Genomic DNA, 16,509 nt, shown 5'->3' with positions numbered 1-16,509 from the left:
GTAATTAAATATGTTAATTTTATGTAAAATGTTTTTATTGGTTGCCAATTTAGTGATAAAACTCAGACTACTAGAATGGTAATGAGGAAAAGGGCACGATGTTTGAAAGGCTTACAAGGTTATCTATAGCATTCCTTGTTATTTTATCCCTGGTCCATATTGTTGCTCATGCCGTTCCTGTCAAAACTACCAACCTTGTTGATAATTCATTAAATGTGCATAACCTTTACCTGCAAAATGGCTCACTGGATGATGCGGGTTATTCTGCGGTAGTCGACAAACAAGGTTTTTTGTGGATTGGAACCGATAACGGTTTGCGCCGCTATGACGGTTACAAACTAAAACACTTTACCCATAATCCCGATGTTCCGGACAGCTTGGGTAGCAGCTTGGCTGAAAAGTTACTGATTGATCACAGTGATGTACTGTGGGTAGCCGGTAAAAGACTTAGCCAGTATCACCCGGAAACGGAATCTTTTACTGTTTATGATGTTACTGGTTTCAGAACTATTCATACTTTGTACCAGGATGCCGATGGATTGATTTGGCTTGGGGGGGACGGCTTTGGAATTAAAGCCTTCGATCCTGCGACCGGTAAAGTGATCCGCCAGTTATTCGAGCAACAGGGTGAGGCGCGGGATCGGTCGGTTATCCAGCAGATATCACCGGATCTGGATAGCGATTATTTATGGATTGCGTCGGGAGCCGGGTTGTACAAAGTGAATCGGCTCACTCTGGATTTTGAAAAATTTCCACTTCCCGGCGATATGGAAGCCGGGGTCAACAGTATTCGTGATTTGCTGATGGACCAACAGGGGACACTATGGATCGCCACACATGAAGGCATTCTGGCGATGGATCCTGTTTCACGGCAAGTGCGTCGTTATCGTGCCGGTGATGTTACTTTAGGTCAGCTAAGTTCAGATTCTATCTGGACGATATTTCAGGACTCTGCGGGACAGATCTGGTTTGGAACCGATAAAACCGGTATACACCGTTACAATCCGGCCGCCGATAACTTTATTTATTATCCTGCATCCAATACGGATAAAAGGGCATTGCCTGCCGCGTCTGTTTTTGACATCTATGAGGATCGGCAAGGCTCCTTGTGGTTGTCATTCAATAACTTTGGAGTACGACGAATATCACCGCAGATGGAAAAGTTCTCCATCATGCAGCATAAGGATGGTGCGCAAAATAGCCTGGCGCTGAATAATGTGCTGGATTTACACGAAGACGAACAGGGCAACATTTACATTGCAACCGACGGACAGGGGTTGGATAAATACAATCCTGTGAGTGGTCAATATACCCATTTTACCCATGATGAAAATGACGCCAATAGTCTTAGCAGTGACTCGGTACTGGCGATAGCCGATGACCACAATGGGCATTTATGGATTGGCACCTGGAATGGCGGCATTAATATTTTTGACAAGCAAACCGGCACTTTCAGCCACATTCAGCGTGATGCGTCACTGCCTGAAAACAAGAGTCTGGAAAACAATAATATCTTTCGTATCGAGCCGATGTCAGATGGACGTATGTTACTGAGCGTGTGGGCCAGTGGCATGCAGATATATGATCCGCAAAGTGAGACTTTCGAATCCTACTTTCCAAGCAGCATAGGCAGTGAAAGTGGCGCAAAAAATTCTATGATCAATGATTTTTTGGCCGATGGTAAGGGTAATTACTGGGTGGCGGGTAATGGGGGGCTGCAGCTTTTCAACCCGGTTAGCAAGACCTTCAAATCTTTCTCGAACAGTGGTCTGTTTGACATTATCTATGATATTTATCCTGAGCCGTCAGGGGCATTGTGGATTGCCTCGTCACAGGGGTTTTTCCACTTCGAACCGGATAGCGGAAAGTTGCGTAGCTATTCGGTCGAGCAGGGGATGAGCGATAACTTTGCTGTTTCTATTGAGAAAGACAAAAACGGCAATATCTGGTTGGGTACCCGTTCTGGTTTAAATAAGTTCGACCCTGTCAGCGAGACATTCGAGATTTTTGATAATGGTGATGGTTTGGCTGGCATGCAATTTAACCGTTATAGCCATCTGCATACCCGCAGCGGTGAAATGTATTTTGGTGGCACCGCCGGGATCAGCCGTTTTAATCCCAACCACTTACCCAGAAACAGCTATATCCCTGATATCGTTTTTACCGGTCTGGAACTGTTTCAACAACAGGTTGTGCCAGGAAAAGATGCGCTGCTCAAACAGCCTCTTAATGAAGTGAGAAAAGTCGTACTGGATTACGATCAGCGGGATATTACCTTCGAATTTGCGGCGCTTAATTTTATTTCACCGAATAATAATAAATATCGCTACAAGCTGGAGAAGCTGGAAAATAGTTGGACCGAAGTCGACAGCAACCGACGACGGGTACGCTATACCAACCTGGATCCGGGCAATTATACTTTTATGGTGGTTGCGTCGAATAACGACAATGTCTGGAACGACACTCCCGCCACCGTTGCGCTAACCGTTCTGCGTCCTTGGTGGATGACCTGGTGGGCGAGAATCGTTTTTATACTGCTAGGTTTGCTGTTGTTGGCCATTTTCTTGCGCTGGCTGTCCAGAAGTAGTGAGCGTAAAAGACTGTTATTGTCGAAAATGGTGGAAGAGAAAACCGGTGAACTGGAAAAAGCCAATGCAACAGTACTGGAACTGAACGCGGAGCTGGAAAACCGGGTCGAAAAACGTACCGCCGAACTTAATGTCGAAGTGAATGAAAGGCGCGTGGCCGAGGCCAAGCTGTTCCATATGGCCTTTCATGATGCCTTAACCGGTTTGCCTAACCGTTCCTGGCTGATCCAGCATCTGGAAGAGCTAATTGAAAAGAATCGGGGTTGTCAGGAGCCGACATTTGCCTTGATGTTTCTGGATGGCGACAAGTTCAAACAAATTAATGATTCTCTCGGTCATTCCGTCGGGGACCAGGTGCTGGTCGAAGCGGCTCAACGGCTTGAATATCTGCTTCCCAGGCAATATCACGCGGTGCGCTTAGGTGGTGACGAATTTACTGTGGTGGTTGAAGGCAGGGTAACCGATCGCAATGTGCGCATGTTGGGCAAGTCTATAGTCAACGCCTTTGAAACTCCTCTAGAGGTTAAGGGTATAAAGGTGCCGTTCCGTTTAAGTGTGGGCATGGTAATTGGTGGCAAGCAATACACAAAGCCTGAGCAAATTTTACGTGATGCCGATATTGCCATGTACAAAGCCAAGGAAATGGGGCGTGGAACTTGTCAGTTGTTCGACAGGAAAATGCGTGAGCAAACCATGGAAACCATCGAGCTGGAAACTGACATTGCTCAGGCGATTAGCAAACAGCAGATGTTTGTTGTCTATCAACCTATTATCGATATGCCATCGGGTAATCTGACCGGTTTTGAGGCGTTACTAAGGTGGCAACATCCGGATAAAGGTTTTATTTCGCCCGACAAATTTATTCCCATTGCCGAAGAGTCAGGCCAAATTATTGAAATTGGTTGTTGGGTATTGGAGCAGGCTTGTCTGCAACTTAAACAATGGCAGGATGATCCTGAGATAACGCTGCCGATTACCATGTCGGTAAATATTTCGACCAAGCAGTTGCGGGGTACAGAACTGATCCGGCAGGTCAGTGATATTTTGCAAAAAACCGGTATCCCGGGTGATTTGCTCAAGCTAGAAATTACTGAGTCGGCTCTGATGGAGAATGCCGATACTGTGCGTCAAACACTGGATGCGCTGAATCTGTTAGGTATTGAATTTGCCATTGACGATTTCGGTACCGGCTATTCGTCACTGGCTTATCTGGAGCGGTTGCCGGTACAGTTTCTGAAAATTGACCGGATGTTTATTGACGCGATTACCTCCAATCAGTCAGAGAATGGCAACGCGTCAGAAATTGTTCGTGCCACGGTTTCACTGGCGCATAACCTTAATATCAAAGTGGTAGCGGAAGGCATCGAAACTGAAAAACAGCGGCAGTTGCTGAGCCAGTTCGATTGCGATCTCGGTCAGGGATTCCTGTATGCCAAACCGCTGGTCGCAGAAAGTGCCAAACTTTTTATCCTTGGCAAAAAAGATAATCTAGCGACAGTAACCCCGTTTACCAAACGTAAAATTAGAAAATGATCATGCTATTTTGCATCTAGTAATACTGGTTGCTATTCTGCCGCCATTAAAATCTCCCCGGGAAAAAATTTCATGTGGATCTGTCCGGCGTGCCGGTTACCCTTGTGCCGTTATGATCAGCAATGGCAATGTGATAACAGGCATAGCTATGATATTGCTAAGGAAGGTCACGTCAATTTGTTGTTGGCTAACCAGAAAAACTCCAGGGACCCCGGCGACAACAAGGATATGATTAACGCTCGCCGGGCGTTTCTGCAGGCAGGATATTATCAGCCATTAGCAGAACAACTAGTGACTTTTATTCGCCAATACCATAGTAAACCGGAGCTGGAATTATATGACGCCGGATGTGGTGAAGGCTATTATCTGAATTTTGTCAGCCAATCCCTGCATCAATATGGAGTCAGCATCGACGCGTGGGGCAGCGATATTTCCAAGGTGGCGATTCAGAAAGCGGCCAAAAAATACCCGCAGGCCGGCTTTGCAGTCGCCAGCAGTTTTAATTTACCCTTAGCCGGTCATTGTGTGGATGTTGTTTTGCAGGTTTTTGCACCACTCGATTCGGCTGAAGTTAAACGGATACTGCGACCTGATGGTATCTGGTTGCAAGTTAATCCGCATAGCGGGCATTTATGGCAGTTAAAACAGGCATTGTATCAGCAGCCGGAACCCTTTATCGTAGAACCCACACTGCCGGCTGGATTTGACTTGTTGGATCAGGATACAGTCAAGTTCCAGATTGCAATAACAGATGCGCAGCAACGGCAAAATTTGTTAAAAATGACGCCTTATTTCTGGTCGACGCCAGCAGATAAGAGGGATCAGGTGTTGTTGGCATTAGCCTGTGTGAATATCGAATTTAATATTAAAGTGTTACGAAAGTCAGAGGGAGTTGAATGAAAAACAGGGCGGTGTTTTTGGACAGGGATGGCGTAATCAATATTGATCATGGATACACCATCAATATTGATGATTTCGAGTTTATTGACGGCGTGTTCGAGTGTTGTAAAAAACTCCAGGATATGGGTTATTTACTGGTGATTGTGACTAATCAATCCGGTGTTGCCAGAGGCTTTTATACTGAGCAACAACTCGCCACATTGCACCAGTGGGTTATCCGGCAGTTTGCCGACAATGGTGTTGATATTGCGGCCATTTATTATTGTCCTCATCATGCCGAACAGGGCAGCGGCGAATATCTTCAAGCCTGTAATTGCCGGAAACCAAAGCCGGGTATGTTGCTTCAGGCAGCAGCCGATTTAGATATCGATTTAAGCCAGTCGGTGATTATCGGCGATAAGGAATCCGATTTGCGTGCCGGCAAAAATGCCGGATTACAAAGCCTGATACTGGTGGGTGACAAGCTTAAACAGTCGCCTCTGGCGGATGAGCAATATGCCAGTCTGGCAGATTGGCTACTGCGCTGATTGCTGCTTATACGGATTGGTATTAGAGGCTGTTCACTTATTGATGCAGTTTGGTATAAGATGTTTTTTCAAATAGTCGTCAGAGCTGTAAATTAATGAAATCCAGAGCCACTTCTTTTGATATTGCTTATCAAGCAGGCGTATCCCAGTCTACCGTTTCCCGAGCCTTACGGGACAGTCCTCTGGTCAATCTGGAGACGCGGCTCAAGATCCAGAAAATTGCCAAGGAACTGAATTACAAAGTCGATAAAAATGCCAGTAATTTGCGCTCGCAGCATACCGGCACACTGGCATTATTGTTGTTTGAAGATCCTACCAGCGATGATTCCCAAATTAATCCGTTTTTCTTGTCCATGCTAGGCAGTATTACTCATGCCAGTGCCCGTTACGGCTATGATCTGTTGGTGTCTTTCCAGCAATTAAGTAATGACTGGCATGCCGATTATGAGGATAGTCATAAGGCTGACGGGCTTATCCTGCTTGGTTATGGTGACTATGTCGAGTATGAGGAAAAGTTGCTTAAACTGGTGGAGCAAAATACCCACTTTGTGCGCTGGGGAGCCGTTTTGGAAGGGCAGCCAGGGATCTCTATTGGTTGTGATAATTTGCTCGGCGGTTATCAGATGGCGCAACACTTGTTGTCCCAGGGGCGTCAGAAATTTGCTTTTTTGGGGGGCGCTTCAAGTCATTGCCCTGAGTTTCTGGAACGTTTTGAAGGCATGAACAAAGCACTGGATGAAAGTGTGCAGCCAGTTAATCTGGTGAGTCAAATTGACGCTATCAGCACCGAAGAATCGGGGTTTGACGCCGCCACCAAACTTTTGGCCAGTGGTGTCGAGTTTGACGCCATATTTTGCGCCAGTGATTTAATTGCGATGGGGGCAATCAGGGCCTTGCGGGAGAAGGAAATCGCGATTCCACAGCAAGTATCGGTGGGCGGCTTTGATGACTTGCCGATGGCCAGCTTCTGTAATCCGTCACTGACCACCATTAGTCAAAATACCAAATCAGCAGGTGAAGTGCTGGTGGCAACCTTGTTGTCGATGATAAAACACGAAGAGGTTCACCCCCAACGTTTGCCTACTTCTCTGGTGATTAGAAACTCCTGCGGGGGTGAAGTGTAATATCAGTCCAGTGATTCAAACTGGATTGATATAACTGCATACGTATTCAGTCTGTGGCCTGTTTAGCCAAATCGTTGTAGTCGCGACATTGTCTAACGCTGCATATTGAGCTGACTGTTACTGTCAAACCTAAGCAATTTTCTATTTAAATCAAATAACTAACTTTGCATAAGTTCTCATACTGCTATTTCGGTACTGTCGTTTCGTGACGTTTTCTATTGTTAAAATCTGCTTACATTCTATTAATATAATGCATACGTATGCATCTGTTGTGAGGGATTTAATTTGTCTGGAAGGGTGCATAATAGCCCCAATAATTTCCGGGCATGAAAAAAGCAAAATTTGGATTAAGAGGTTAAAGCATGACAGATAATTCATGGTGGCGTGGCGCCGTCATTTATCAGGTATACCCGCGCAGCTTAATGGACAGTAATAGCGACGGCGTCGGTGATCTGCAAGGTATTATCAGCAAACTGGATTACATCGAAAATCTGGGCGTGGATGCCATCTGGATTTCACCTTTTTTCAAATCCCCGATGAAAGATTTTGGCTATGATATCAGTGACTATCGCGATGTTGAGCCACTATTTGGCCAATTGTCGGATATCGAAGAGCTGATTGACAAAGCCCATGCCCGTGGTTTGAAAATAATTATCGATCAGGTGCTAAGCCATACCTCCGATCAACACGACTGGTTTATCCAAAGCCGAGAATCGACCATCAACCCCAAAGCGGACTGGTATGTGTGGGCTGATGCGAGTCCGGATGGCACGCCGCCAAATAACTGGTTATCTATTTTTGGTGGCGGAGCCTGGCAGTGGGAGCCACGCCGTCAGCAGTACTATCTGCACAATTTTTTAACCAGCCAGCCTGATTTAAATTTCCACAATCCGGATGTGCAGCAACATGTGCTGGATAACGTCGAATTCTGGTTGAAAAAAGGCGTAGACGGATTCCGTCTGGATGCAATCAACTTCTGTTTTCATGATCAGCAACTGCGAGACAATCCTCCAAAAGCCGCAAAAGATCGGACCGGCCGTGGTTTTAGCCCCGACAATCCGTATGCGTTCCAGTATCACTATTACAATAACACCCAGCCGGAAATGCTGGGTTTTATTGAGCAGTTGAGAGCGCTGATGGACCGTTACCCGGATAAAGTTACCCTGGGCGAGATTTCCTCTGAAGACTCGTTGATGACGATGGCAGAATACACCGCCGGTAAAAATCGCCTGCATATGGCCTACAGTTTTGAATTGCTGACTGATGACTACTCGGCCGAATATATCCGCAATACGGTGTCTACGCTGGAGAAACAGATGACTGACGGTTGGCCTTGCTGGGCAATCGGCAATCACGATGTATCTCGCGTCCTGTGTCGCTGGGGCAAAGGAAATGGCAACACTGATATGGCTAAAATGCTCAATACATTGTTGTGCTCATTGCGTGGCAGTGTATGCAGTTATCAGGGAGAGGAGTTGGGGTTAACTGAAGTTGAAATCAGTGAAAGCCAATTGCAGGATCCGTTTGGTATTGCATTTTGGCCCAGATTTAAAGGACGGGACGGATGCCGTACGCCCTTGCCCTGGGATGCCAGTCAACTAAATGCCGGATTTAGCAGTGCCGATCCCTGGCTGCCTATTCCTGATGAACATAAATGTAAAGCCGTGGCAAACCAGCAAAACGCTGAGGATTCGGTATTGTCTGCTTATCAACAATATTTAGCATGGCGTAAACAACAGCCAGCAGTGCGTTATGGCAGTATTGAGTTTATCCAGACCGACGAACCTTTGCTGGCGTTTTATCGCCAGCATGATAGTCAGAAACTGCTGTTTGTGTTTAATCTTGAGGATCAACCGGTCAATAGCAAGTTACCCGCAACGGCCACGCCGGATTACCAGGTGCAGGCAATGCAGGCCCAGTGGGGAGAGCTGGCGGGTGAACAGCTGCGTTTACCCGGTTACGGGATGTTTATTGGTAAGGTTTAAAAAAACGCCGGATACGATCCGGCTTTTTTTACTCGGCTATTTGAAGTTTCCCTTATCCACATCTTTGATAAATTTGATTAATCCCTGGAAAAACACCTCTTGATCATCATATAAGGCCATATGACTACCGTTGGGACAGTACAGATAACGGCCTTGCTGAACCTTGTCGGCGATAAGTTCCATTTGCGCCGGTTCCATGGTGTCGTAACGCGCGCCGATAGCCAGTGTGGGCACACCGATATTCGCTAAATCAGCAGTTCTATCCCAGTCAACGAGTTTACCACTAGCCCCCAATTCGCTAGGGCCCTGCATTGGCACATAAACCGCAGGATTCATATGTCTGAAAGAACGTTGTACCGGCTCAGGCCAATCGTCGGGCGGCATACGTAAAATATGCAGGGAATAGTGATGTTCAAACAGCAGCGCCATATAATTGGGATCGTCATAATCGTTGGCTGCTTCATACGCCTTGATTTGAGCCAGTACTTGCGGATCCATCGCTGGCATAATCACCTTGTTGGCATAGTCGTTATAGGCCGGGATGCTGGGCCCCATATTGGCAATGATTAAGCCCTTCAGGTGTTGTTGATACTTGAGTGCGTATTCAATTGCCAGCAAACCGCCCCAGGAATGACCGTATAAATAAAAATTATCTTCATCCAGCTTCAGTGCCTGGCGCACCTGCTCAACTTCTTCGACAAAACGGGCTAAGTCCCATAGATCCGGATCTTCCGGTTGGTCGCTATAGTAGGAGCCGAGTTGATCATAATAGTAATATTCGATATTGGCTGCGGGAAAGAAACTGTCAAAGGCTTCCAGGTATTCATGGTTAAAACCGGGGCCACCGTGTAATAACAGTACCTTTATCGTCGGGTTGTTGCCGGTGCGTTTGGTCCAGACATGAAAGGGGCCTTTCGGCGTATCCAGCGGGATCATTTGTACGCCGCCGGTTAAAATATCGCTTCTGCCCGCATTGTCGAGGTAGTGGCTGCCATTTTGTGCACAGCCAGCTAAACAAAAAGTGGCCAATAAAAGCCATATTATTTTTGTCATCTCTGTATTCCCTGAGTTGAAAATCCGATTAACTATAGCCTGACGGTTAACCAAAATGGAAATTCTAGATTAAATAACAGTCAATCAGCAGCGCTATGTGGGGCAGGGCGATTTTTCAATGCCCAGGAATATGATTGTTCTGTATCTCGAGCAGTTGTGTCATCAGTTGTTTTATCACCGGCACTTCTATCCCCAACTGCGTTGCCTGGCGGATAATATAACCGTTGATATAGTCAATTTCGCTAGGACGACCGGCTGCAATGTCGCGATTCATCGACGAAAAGTTTTGCGCACTGGCGTTGATCACAGCATAGACCTGTTGCTGCAGCTTGTCTGCTGTTTGGGGCAAACCCAGTTTACCCATAACGGCCGCAATCTCGGCACATATGGCGCTAATTGTCGGTGCAAAAGTGGCTTGTTGCAGCGCTCCGTTGGGAATACTGTGTATAGCGGTTAGCGGGTTAATCGCGGCATTGATTGCCAGTTTGTGCCATAACGCCAGTTGAATATTGTGTTGCCATTGACAAGGTCCAAGCAGCGAATCAAACCGCTGTTGCACTGTGGTTTGAATTTCAGCTTGCGGGTTGGCTATCCAGCCCAGTTGTGTTGTACCTTGCCCGGTTTCGTTAACCTGTCCGTTTTGTTGCCTGAATGCGGCATAACTGGTGATACCGGCAATTACAGGATGATTCGGGTAGCGTTGCTGAACTTGTTCCAGTGTCCCCATGCCGTTATGCAGCAGAATAAGAGGAACGGAAGCGGGAAGCGTTAGCGCATCAAGACAAGGGATAATTTGATACGCCTTGAGCGGCAGTAACAGAATATCTGAGGGCTTGAACGTTGTCAGTGTCGGAGGCGTAAAAGCCAGTTGTTGGCCTGTGGCGTGATGCAGGTAATCGACCTGTTGCGTCTTCCCCAGTCGGGTACTGACAGCATAAGGTATATGCTGTAATTCACAGTGCGCAGCCACAATAGAACCAATGGCACCTTGGCCGGCGATGACGAGTCTAGACATAATCAGCTAACTGCCTTTTGTCATTTTTAGGCTCGGCCAGGTAAGCAACGCCGGTTGATCAAAAGGCGATAAATGTTGGCCCTGCAGCATACGGATAAAATGCTCGCCCTGTGTTGGCAAACAGCATACGTCGATGTTTTGTTGTTGATAGCTAAATTTCAGGCAATAGGCATGCAAATAGGTGCGATCGCCATGCGCTCCACCATAATGGCTGTCTCCCAGTATTGGCGCCCCCAAGCTTTTTAACATTACCCTGATTTGATGGGTTTTACCGGTATGGGGTTTTATCAGGATTAAACGCTTACCGTCAAACAGGCCCTGACTGAAAAACTGGCTGATAGCCGGATTGTGTTGTTGGGGCGTCAAGATCCATTTTCCATCGCGGGATTTTTTCATGTCACCGCTGACAGTTCCCTGTTTCTTGGCCGGTTTTCTGGCGGTAATGGCCAGATAATATTTGCTGATTTGGCGTTGCGTGAATAGCTGGCCAAATTCGGCAGCGGCCTGGCTGTTTCTGGCCAGAATCAGACAGCCTGAGGTGTGTTTATCCAGTCTGTGTACCAGCCATAATGGCTCTGACGGCAATTGCCTCGCCAGTACGCCCATAATACCTTCTCCTGTCGCGTCTTTATGTACGCCGATACCGGCGGGTTTGTCGATGATGTAAAAATCGGGATGGCTGAACAGGATGTCAATATTCAAGGTTGGATGATTCGCTTGGTAATAGGTAGGCGGTTTATTTTAACATCATCGAGGGGTTATTTAACAATTAGAAACAATTTAGCCTGAGGATGGATTGCCTGTTTGCGGCCTGGATAGAGTAAAAAGGGGCTCATTCAGCACTTTGATATGAACACAATAATGATACTCTTGTCTGATTATTCCAATAGACAATATTCATCAATAAAAATAAGGAAGGATAAGCATGCACAAAAGGAAGATCTTCTTCTGTTTGTTACCCGTTGTTTTACTGTCAGCCTGTCAACCGGCCGCAGAGCAACCCTCGGTCAAGACTGAATCCGCGTTGCCCGATGGCATTACCCTGATTAAAGAGCATGATTATCAGCCAGGTAAGGTGAGTATTCCGTACAAAAAGTATCGTCTGAAAAATGGTCTGACAGTGGTATTACACGAAGATGATTCCGATCCTTTAGTGCACGTAGATGTGACCTATCATGTGGGATCTGCCCGGGAAGAGGTGGGTAAATCCGGCTTTGCGCATTTTTTTGAACATATGATGTTTCAGGGCTCGGAACATGTTGAGGATGAAGAGCATTTCAGGCTAGTCACTGAAGCCGGTGGCACCATGAACGGTACCACCAATAAAGATCGAACCAACTACTATGAAACTGTGCCCGCCAATCAACTGGAAAAAATGTTGTGGCTGGAAGCTGACAGAATGGGTTTTTTAGTCAATACCGTGACTCAGCAAAAATTCGAGATCCAGCGTGAAACGGTTAAAAACGAAAGAGGCCAAAGCTATGACAATCAACCTTACGGGTTGAGGTTCGAACGCAATAGCGAAGCGCTTTATCCCGTTGGTCATCCCTATTCCTGGCAGACAATCGGTTATGTTGAAGATTTGAACCGGGTTAATGTGAATGATTTAAAAGCCTTCTTTCAGCGCTGGTATGGGCCGAATAACGCGGTGATCACCATAGGCGGTGCGATTGACGAACAACAAACCCTGCAGTGGATAAAAAAATATTTTGCCCCCATTCCTGCCGGACCCAAGGTCGAAAACGCCGAGAAAACACTGGTTAAACTCCCCCAAACCCGTTACATCACCCTGGAGGACCGCATTCATTTACCACTGTTACAAATAACTTATCCAACAGTGTACGTTAGACACGCGGATGAAGCGCCACTGGATGTGTTATCCAATATTTTGGGTGGCGGTAAAACTTCGTTATTTTATAAGAATCTGGTCAAACAAGGCTATGCGGTGAATGCCTGGGTAAGCCATCCTTGTAGTGAACTGGCCTGCGAATTCCAGCTGGCGGCGTTAGCCAATCCAGCTAAAGCAGCCAATTTGTCGGAGCTGGAAAAAATATTCAATGCCACCCTGGAGGAATTTGAACAGCGTGGCGTCGAGCAGGACGATCTGGATCGCACCAAAGCAGCCATAGAGTCCAGTACCATTTTTGGTTTGCAGAGTGTTGCGGGCAAGGTTTCTACCCTGGCGTCCGATCAGACTTTTGATGATGAGCCGGATAAGGTGCAATACGACCTGGATCGCTATAACAGCGTGAGCAAGGAAGATGTGATGCGTGTTTATCATCAGTACATCAAGGGACACAATGCGGTAGTGATGAGTATTGTCCCCAATGGCCAGCCGCAACTGGCTGCTAAAGAAGCCAACTTTGTGTTCGGTGAGCGTAACTTGCCGGATTATCAAGTGATGACCGAAGACGATCTGAAGGTGACTAAAGTTGTTGATGATTTTGATCGCAGCCAAATGCCCAAAGCCGCCGCCAATCCGATTATTCCAGTACCGGATTTTTGGCAGAAGAAATGGGCTAACGGTATGCTGGTCGCGGGGCACAAAACCAGTGAAACGCCCACTATCAGCCTGACCATCAGCCTGGAAGGCGGACCTTTGCTGGAAACTCCTGAACAAGCCGGATTAGCAGCGATGACGGCAGCGATGATGAATGAGTCAACCCTGCATTACAGCAACGAGGAAATGTCTAATCAACTGGCGTTGTTGGGCAGTTCTATCAGCTTTAGTGCCGGTGGACGCAACACCGTTATCAGCGTTACCAGTTTGATTAAAAATCTGGACAAGACGCTTGAACTGCTGAAAGAAAAACTGTTTTCTCCCGCTTTTGCCGAAGAAGATTTCGAGCGCTTAAAGCAGCAATCATTGCAGAGTTTACAGCAGGCGGTTAAAAATCCGGAAGTGCTAGCCAGCAGGGCTGTTTCAGAGGTGTTACTGGGTGAGCAGAATCGCATTAGCTTGCCCGATATCGGCACCATCGAAACGGTTGAAGGGCTCTCCCTGGATCAGTTAAAAGCCTTCTATACACGCTATTACTCTCCGGCCAAAGGTATGCTGGTGGCAGTAGGGGATATCGATCAGGCAACATTATTGAATAAACTGGATTTTATTCAGCAATGGCAAGGCGAGGATTATCAAATTCCTGATTTGGGCGAGTTTCCGGTGGCGGAACAGTCTACTATTTACCTGGTGGATAAGCCCGAATCGGCCCAGTCGGTAATACGTATTGTCAAACCGGGTTTGACCTACGATGCAACCGGTGAGTATTTCCGTACCAACCTGATGAACTTCGCTTTGGGTGGCATGTTTAATAGCAGGATCAACCTTAATTTACGCGAAGACAAGGGGTATACCTATGGTGCCTGGAGCAAGTTCAGTGGCGGTAAATATTTGGGCCGTTTTGAGGCAGGTTCCAGTGTCAAGATCGACCATACTGGCGATGCGTTGAAAGAATTCTTCCAGGAAATCAATCTATATCAAAGTAACGGAATGACAGATGCCGAGTTGGCGATGATGAAATCTGCCTATACCCAGAGCGATGCACTGAATTATGAAACACCCGGCCAAAAAGCCGGTTTCATCTACAAGTTGCTGACTTATGATCTGGATAGCTCGGTAGTGGCAAAACAGCAGAAAATTATCGACACCATCAGCCGGAACGAACTCAATGCGGTTGCTGCGAAATATCTTAAGCTGAATGACATGCAGATTATTGTTGTAGGAGATAAAAACAAGCTGATGCCACAACTTAAAACGTTGGACAGACCCATTGTAGAGATGGACGTCGCGTTATAGCAATAGCGCTCATCGGGCATAAACTTAAATTAAGTCCGATGAGCAACAGTAACAGATGTCGGGCGGGGCGTTTTGATAGATTGTTGGGCTATAAAAGACTTCAATTTGTTTCAACACGGCCTAACTTGAATTTGCTAATATTTGCCCCACATTAAATTTTCATCCCATTGAATGGACATACTCTTGCCGAATTCACAATCTGATTTAAAACAACGTATTAGCAAGCTGGCCAACCCCGACATGGCAGCATTATTAACCGGAATTCGTCATGGTATTGAACGTGAAGCACTGCGTATTAATCCTAATGGCACGTTGGCGCAAACACCGCATCCACAAGTGTTGGGGGCAGCACTAACCCACGACTGGATCACCACCGATTTTTCCGAATCTTTGATGGAGTTTATTACTCCAGCGGAAACCGATCCCCAAGTCACCATGGATCAACTATTTGATATTCATAAGTATGTGTACGCCAATATCGGTGATGAAAAATTATGGCCAATGAGTATGCCCTGTTTTATCCAGCATCAGGACCAGATCCCGCTGGCGCAATACGGCACTTCCAATATCGGCAAAATGAAAACCTTGTACCGTACCGGTCTGAAAAACCGCTATGGCAGCATGATGCAGGCGATTGCCGGGGTACATTTTAATTTCTCCTTATCAGGCGATTTTTGGCAGCAATGGTTAGTCAAAGAAGATGGCAGTGAGGTCACTCAGGACGATATTTCGGCGGCTTATTTTGCCATGATCCGCAATTATCGGCGTTTCTGCTGGATGATCCCGTATTTGTTTGGCGCTTCCCCGGCGCTGTGCGGCTCTTTTATCAAAGACAAGAACACCACTCTACCCTTTGAGCAACTAGGCAAAGGCACTGTGTATTTGCCTTATGCAACTTCATTAAGAATGAGCGATTTAGGCTACACCAATGATGCGCAGTCAGGCTTGTATATTTGTTATAACGAGCTGGACAACTATGTTGCGTCGTTGCGCAAAGCGATTCATACCCCGTCGACCAAGTTTGAAAAATTCGCCGGCAAAATCGACGGAAAACTCCAACAGCTCAATGCCAATGTCTTACAGATAGAAAACGAGCTTTATTCGCCTATCAGGCCCAAGCAGCCTACATTACCATTGGAAAAGCCCACAGACGCATTGGCCGCCCGAGGGATTAGCTATATTGAAGTCAGGGCGCTGGATGTCAATCCATTCAGTCCGGTGGGGATTGAACTTGAGCAATTTTATTTTCTTGATGTGTTCCTGCTTTATTGTTTGTTGGCACCTTCCGCAGATCTCAACAACGATACCTTCCGTGAAACAGAGGTGAATCTGCGTACTGTGGTAGAGCAAGGCAGGCAACCCGGTCTTTCGTTGCTACAAAATGGTGAGCAAGTCGCCATGCAGCAGTGGGCCAAGCAAATTTTCGACTCTTTAGGCGAGATCGCCGCAATACTGGATAATGTTCATCAAGGCGACAACTTTAGTCGTGCAGTCGAGGCGCAATGGCGTAAATTTGCGGATCCCGACCAGACACCGTCTGCCCGCATTCTGTCCTTGCTCAAGGGCCAGCAGTTGGATAATGCCCATCTGGCCTTGCAGTTTGCCGAGCAATATAAGCAGCAAATGCAGCGAGCTGATTATCGTCGTTACCATACTGACTACTTTGTGCAACAGGCAGAAAAGTCATGGCATAAGCAGCAAGAACTGGAACAGCAGGACAAGCTCTCATTTGAAGATTTTCTGGCGGACTATTTTGTGGATAATAAAACTGACATTGCTATTTAGTAGCATCGATAGGGCAAAAAAAAGCCTGATTAAACAATCAGGCTAAATATACGACCAGGGAAAACATAACTAATACATAAGGTCAGAGTCGTCCCGCTAACAAAAGTTCAGATTGGTTTAAATAAAAATTAATTTTTTTTGCATAAATTCTCAAATCAATGAATTTTGGCAGAATCAAGGACAAAAAAAAGCCTGATTAAACA

10 protein-coding genes are annotated in these 16,509 nt (G+C 46.5%); 7 read left to right on the top strand and 3 right to left on the bottom strand.

Translation table 11 applies throughout. The features are described from left to right. Window positions 1-98 precede the first annotated feature (98 nt). From V1467_RS12265 to V1467_RS12245, 5 genes are all read left to right on the top strand, one after another. Window positions 99-4,121 (top strand): EAL domain-containing protein, encoded by a 4,023-nt coding sequence (locus V1467_RS12265; protein ID WP_416305260.1) that lies wholly within the window; start codon window positions 99-101, stop codon window positions 4,119-4,121. 72 nt (window positions 4,122-4,193) lie between these two features. Continuing rightward, the gene (locus V1467_RS12260; protein WP_416305259.1) at window positions 4,194-5,021 is read left to right on the top strand and encodes a putative RNA methyltransferase; all 828 of its coding nucleotides are present in this window, start codon (window positions 4,194-4,196) and stop codon (window positions 5,019-5,021) included. Beyond that, the gene (gene gmhB / locus V1467_RS12255) at window positions 5,018-5,548 is read left to right on the top strand and encodes a D-glycero-beta-D-manno-heptose 1,7-bisphosphate 7-phosphatase (protein ID WP_416305258.1); all 531 of its coding nucleotides are present in this window, start codon (window positions 5,018-5,020) and stop codon (window positions 5,546-5,548) included. The genes V1467_RS12260 and gmhB overlap by 4 nt, the downstream gene beginning before the upstream one ends. A 95-nt stretch (window positions 5,549-5,643) precedes the next feature. Next, complete coding sequence (locus V1467_RS12250; RefSeq protein WP_416305257.1) at window positions 5,644-6,672, top strand: LacI family DNA-binding transcriptional regulator; 1,029 nt, start codon at window positions 5,644-5,646, stop codon at window positions 6,670-6,672. Window positions 6,673-7,034: 362 nt separating this feature from the next. Next, the gene (locus V1467_RS12245; RefSeq protein ID WP_416305256.1) at window positions 7,035-8,657 is read left to right on the top strand and encodes an alpha-glucosidase family protein; all 1,623 of its coding nucleotides are present in this window, start codon (window positions 7,035-7,037) and stop codon (window positions 8,655-8,657) included. A 36-nt stretch (window positions 8,658-8,693) separates the two neighbouring features. Here V1467_RS12245 and V1467_RS12240 read toward each other — a convergent pair whose 3' ends face one another. The 3 genes from V1467_RS12240 to V1467_RS12230 all read right to left on the bottom strand — a co-directional run bounded on the left by V1467_RS12240 (window position 8,694) and on the right by V1467_RS12230 (window position 11,427). Further along, on the bottom strand, window positions 8,694-9,710 hold the full coding sequence (locus V1467_RS12240) for a proline iminopeptidase-family hydrolase (protein ID WP_416305255.1): 1,017 nt from the start codon (window positions 9,708-9,710) through the stop codon (window positions 8,694-8,696). A 115-nt stretch (window positions 9,711-9,825) separates the two neighbouring features. Further along, window positions 9,826-10,725 (bottom strand): ketopantoate reductase family protein, encoded by a 900-nt coding sequence (locus V1467_RS12235; protein ID WP_416305254.1) that lies wholly within the window; start codon window positions 10,723-10,725, stop codon window positions 9,826-9,828. A gap of 6 nt (window positions 10,726-10,731) precedes the next feature. Next, window positions 10,732-11,427: a TIGR01621 family pseudouridine synthase gene (locus V1467_RS12230; RefSeq protein WP_416305253.1), complete on the bottom strand. Its 696-nt coding sequence runs from the start codon at window positions 11,425-11,427 to the stop codon at window positions 10,732-10,734. 223 nt (window positions 11,428-11,650) lie between these two features. Between V1467_RS12230 and V1467_RS12225 the strand changes: the two genes are divergently transcribed. Continuing rightward, window positions 11,651-14,521 carry a M16 family metallopeptidase gene (locus tag V1467_RS12225; RefSeq protein WP_416305252.1) on the top strand — a complete coding sequence of 957 codons (2,871 nt, stop codon included), beginning with the start codon at window positions 11,651-11,653 and terminating at the stop codon, window positions 14,519-14,521. Window positions 14,522-14,704: 183 nt separating this feature from the next. After that, window positions 14,705-16,306: a glutamate--cysteine ligase gene (gene gshA, locus V1467_RS12220; protein WP_416305251.1), complete on the top strand. Its 1,602-nt coding sequence runs from the start codon at window positions 14,705-14,707 to the stop codon at window positions 16,304-16,306. Window positions 16,307-16,509 lie beyond the last annotated feature (203 nt).

Origin of the sequence: Neptunicella plasticusilytica (assembly GCF_047922965.1) — a bacterium.
Lineage (GTDB): Bacteria > Pseudomonadota > Gammaproteobacteria > Enterobacterales > Alteromonadaceae > Neptunicella > Neptunicella plasticusilytica.
The sequence above is the reverse complement of the archived record's forward strand: the minus strand, read 5'-3'. Positions and strand labels throughout refer to the sequence as shown.

Bases quoted from the DNA above. Each gene is read 5' to 3' on its own strand.
- gmhB (WP_416305258.1), top strand. From the start codon at position 5,018: ATGAAAAACAGGGCGGTGTTTTTGGACAGGGATGGCGTAATCAATATT.
- V1467_RS12245 (WP_416305256.1), top strand. From the start codon at position 7,035: ATGACAGATAATTCATGGTGGCGTGGCGCCGTCATTTATCAGGTATAC.
- V1467_RS12265 (WP_416305260.1), top strand. From the start codon at position 99: ATGTTTGAAAGGCTTACAAGGTTATCTATAGCATTCCTTGTTATTTTA.
- V1467_RS12240 (WP_416305255.1), bottom strand. From the start codon at position 9,710: ATGACAAAAATAATATGGCTTTTATTGGCCACTTTTTGTTTAGCTGGC.
- V1467_RS12250 (WP_416305257.1), top strand. From the start codon at position 5,644: ATGAAATCCAGAGCCACTTCTTTTGATATTGCTTATCAAGCAGGCGTA.
- V1467_RS12235 (WP_416305254.1), bottom strand. From the start codon at position 10,725: ATGTCTAGACTCGTCATCGCCGGCCAAGGTGCCATTGGTTCTATTGTG.
- V1467_RS12260 (WP_416305259.1), top strand. From the start codon at position 4,194: ATGTGGATCTGTCCGGCGTGCCGGTTACCCTTGTGCCGTTATGATCAG.
- V1467_RS12225 (WP_416305252.1), top strand. From the start codon at position 11,651: ATGCACAAAAGGAAGATCTTCTTCTGTTTGTTACCCGTTGTTTTACTG.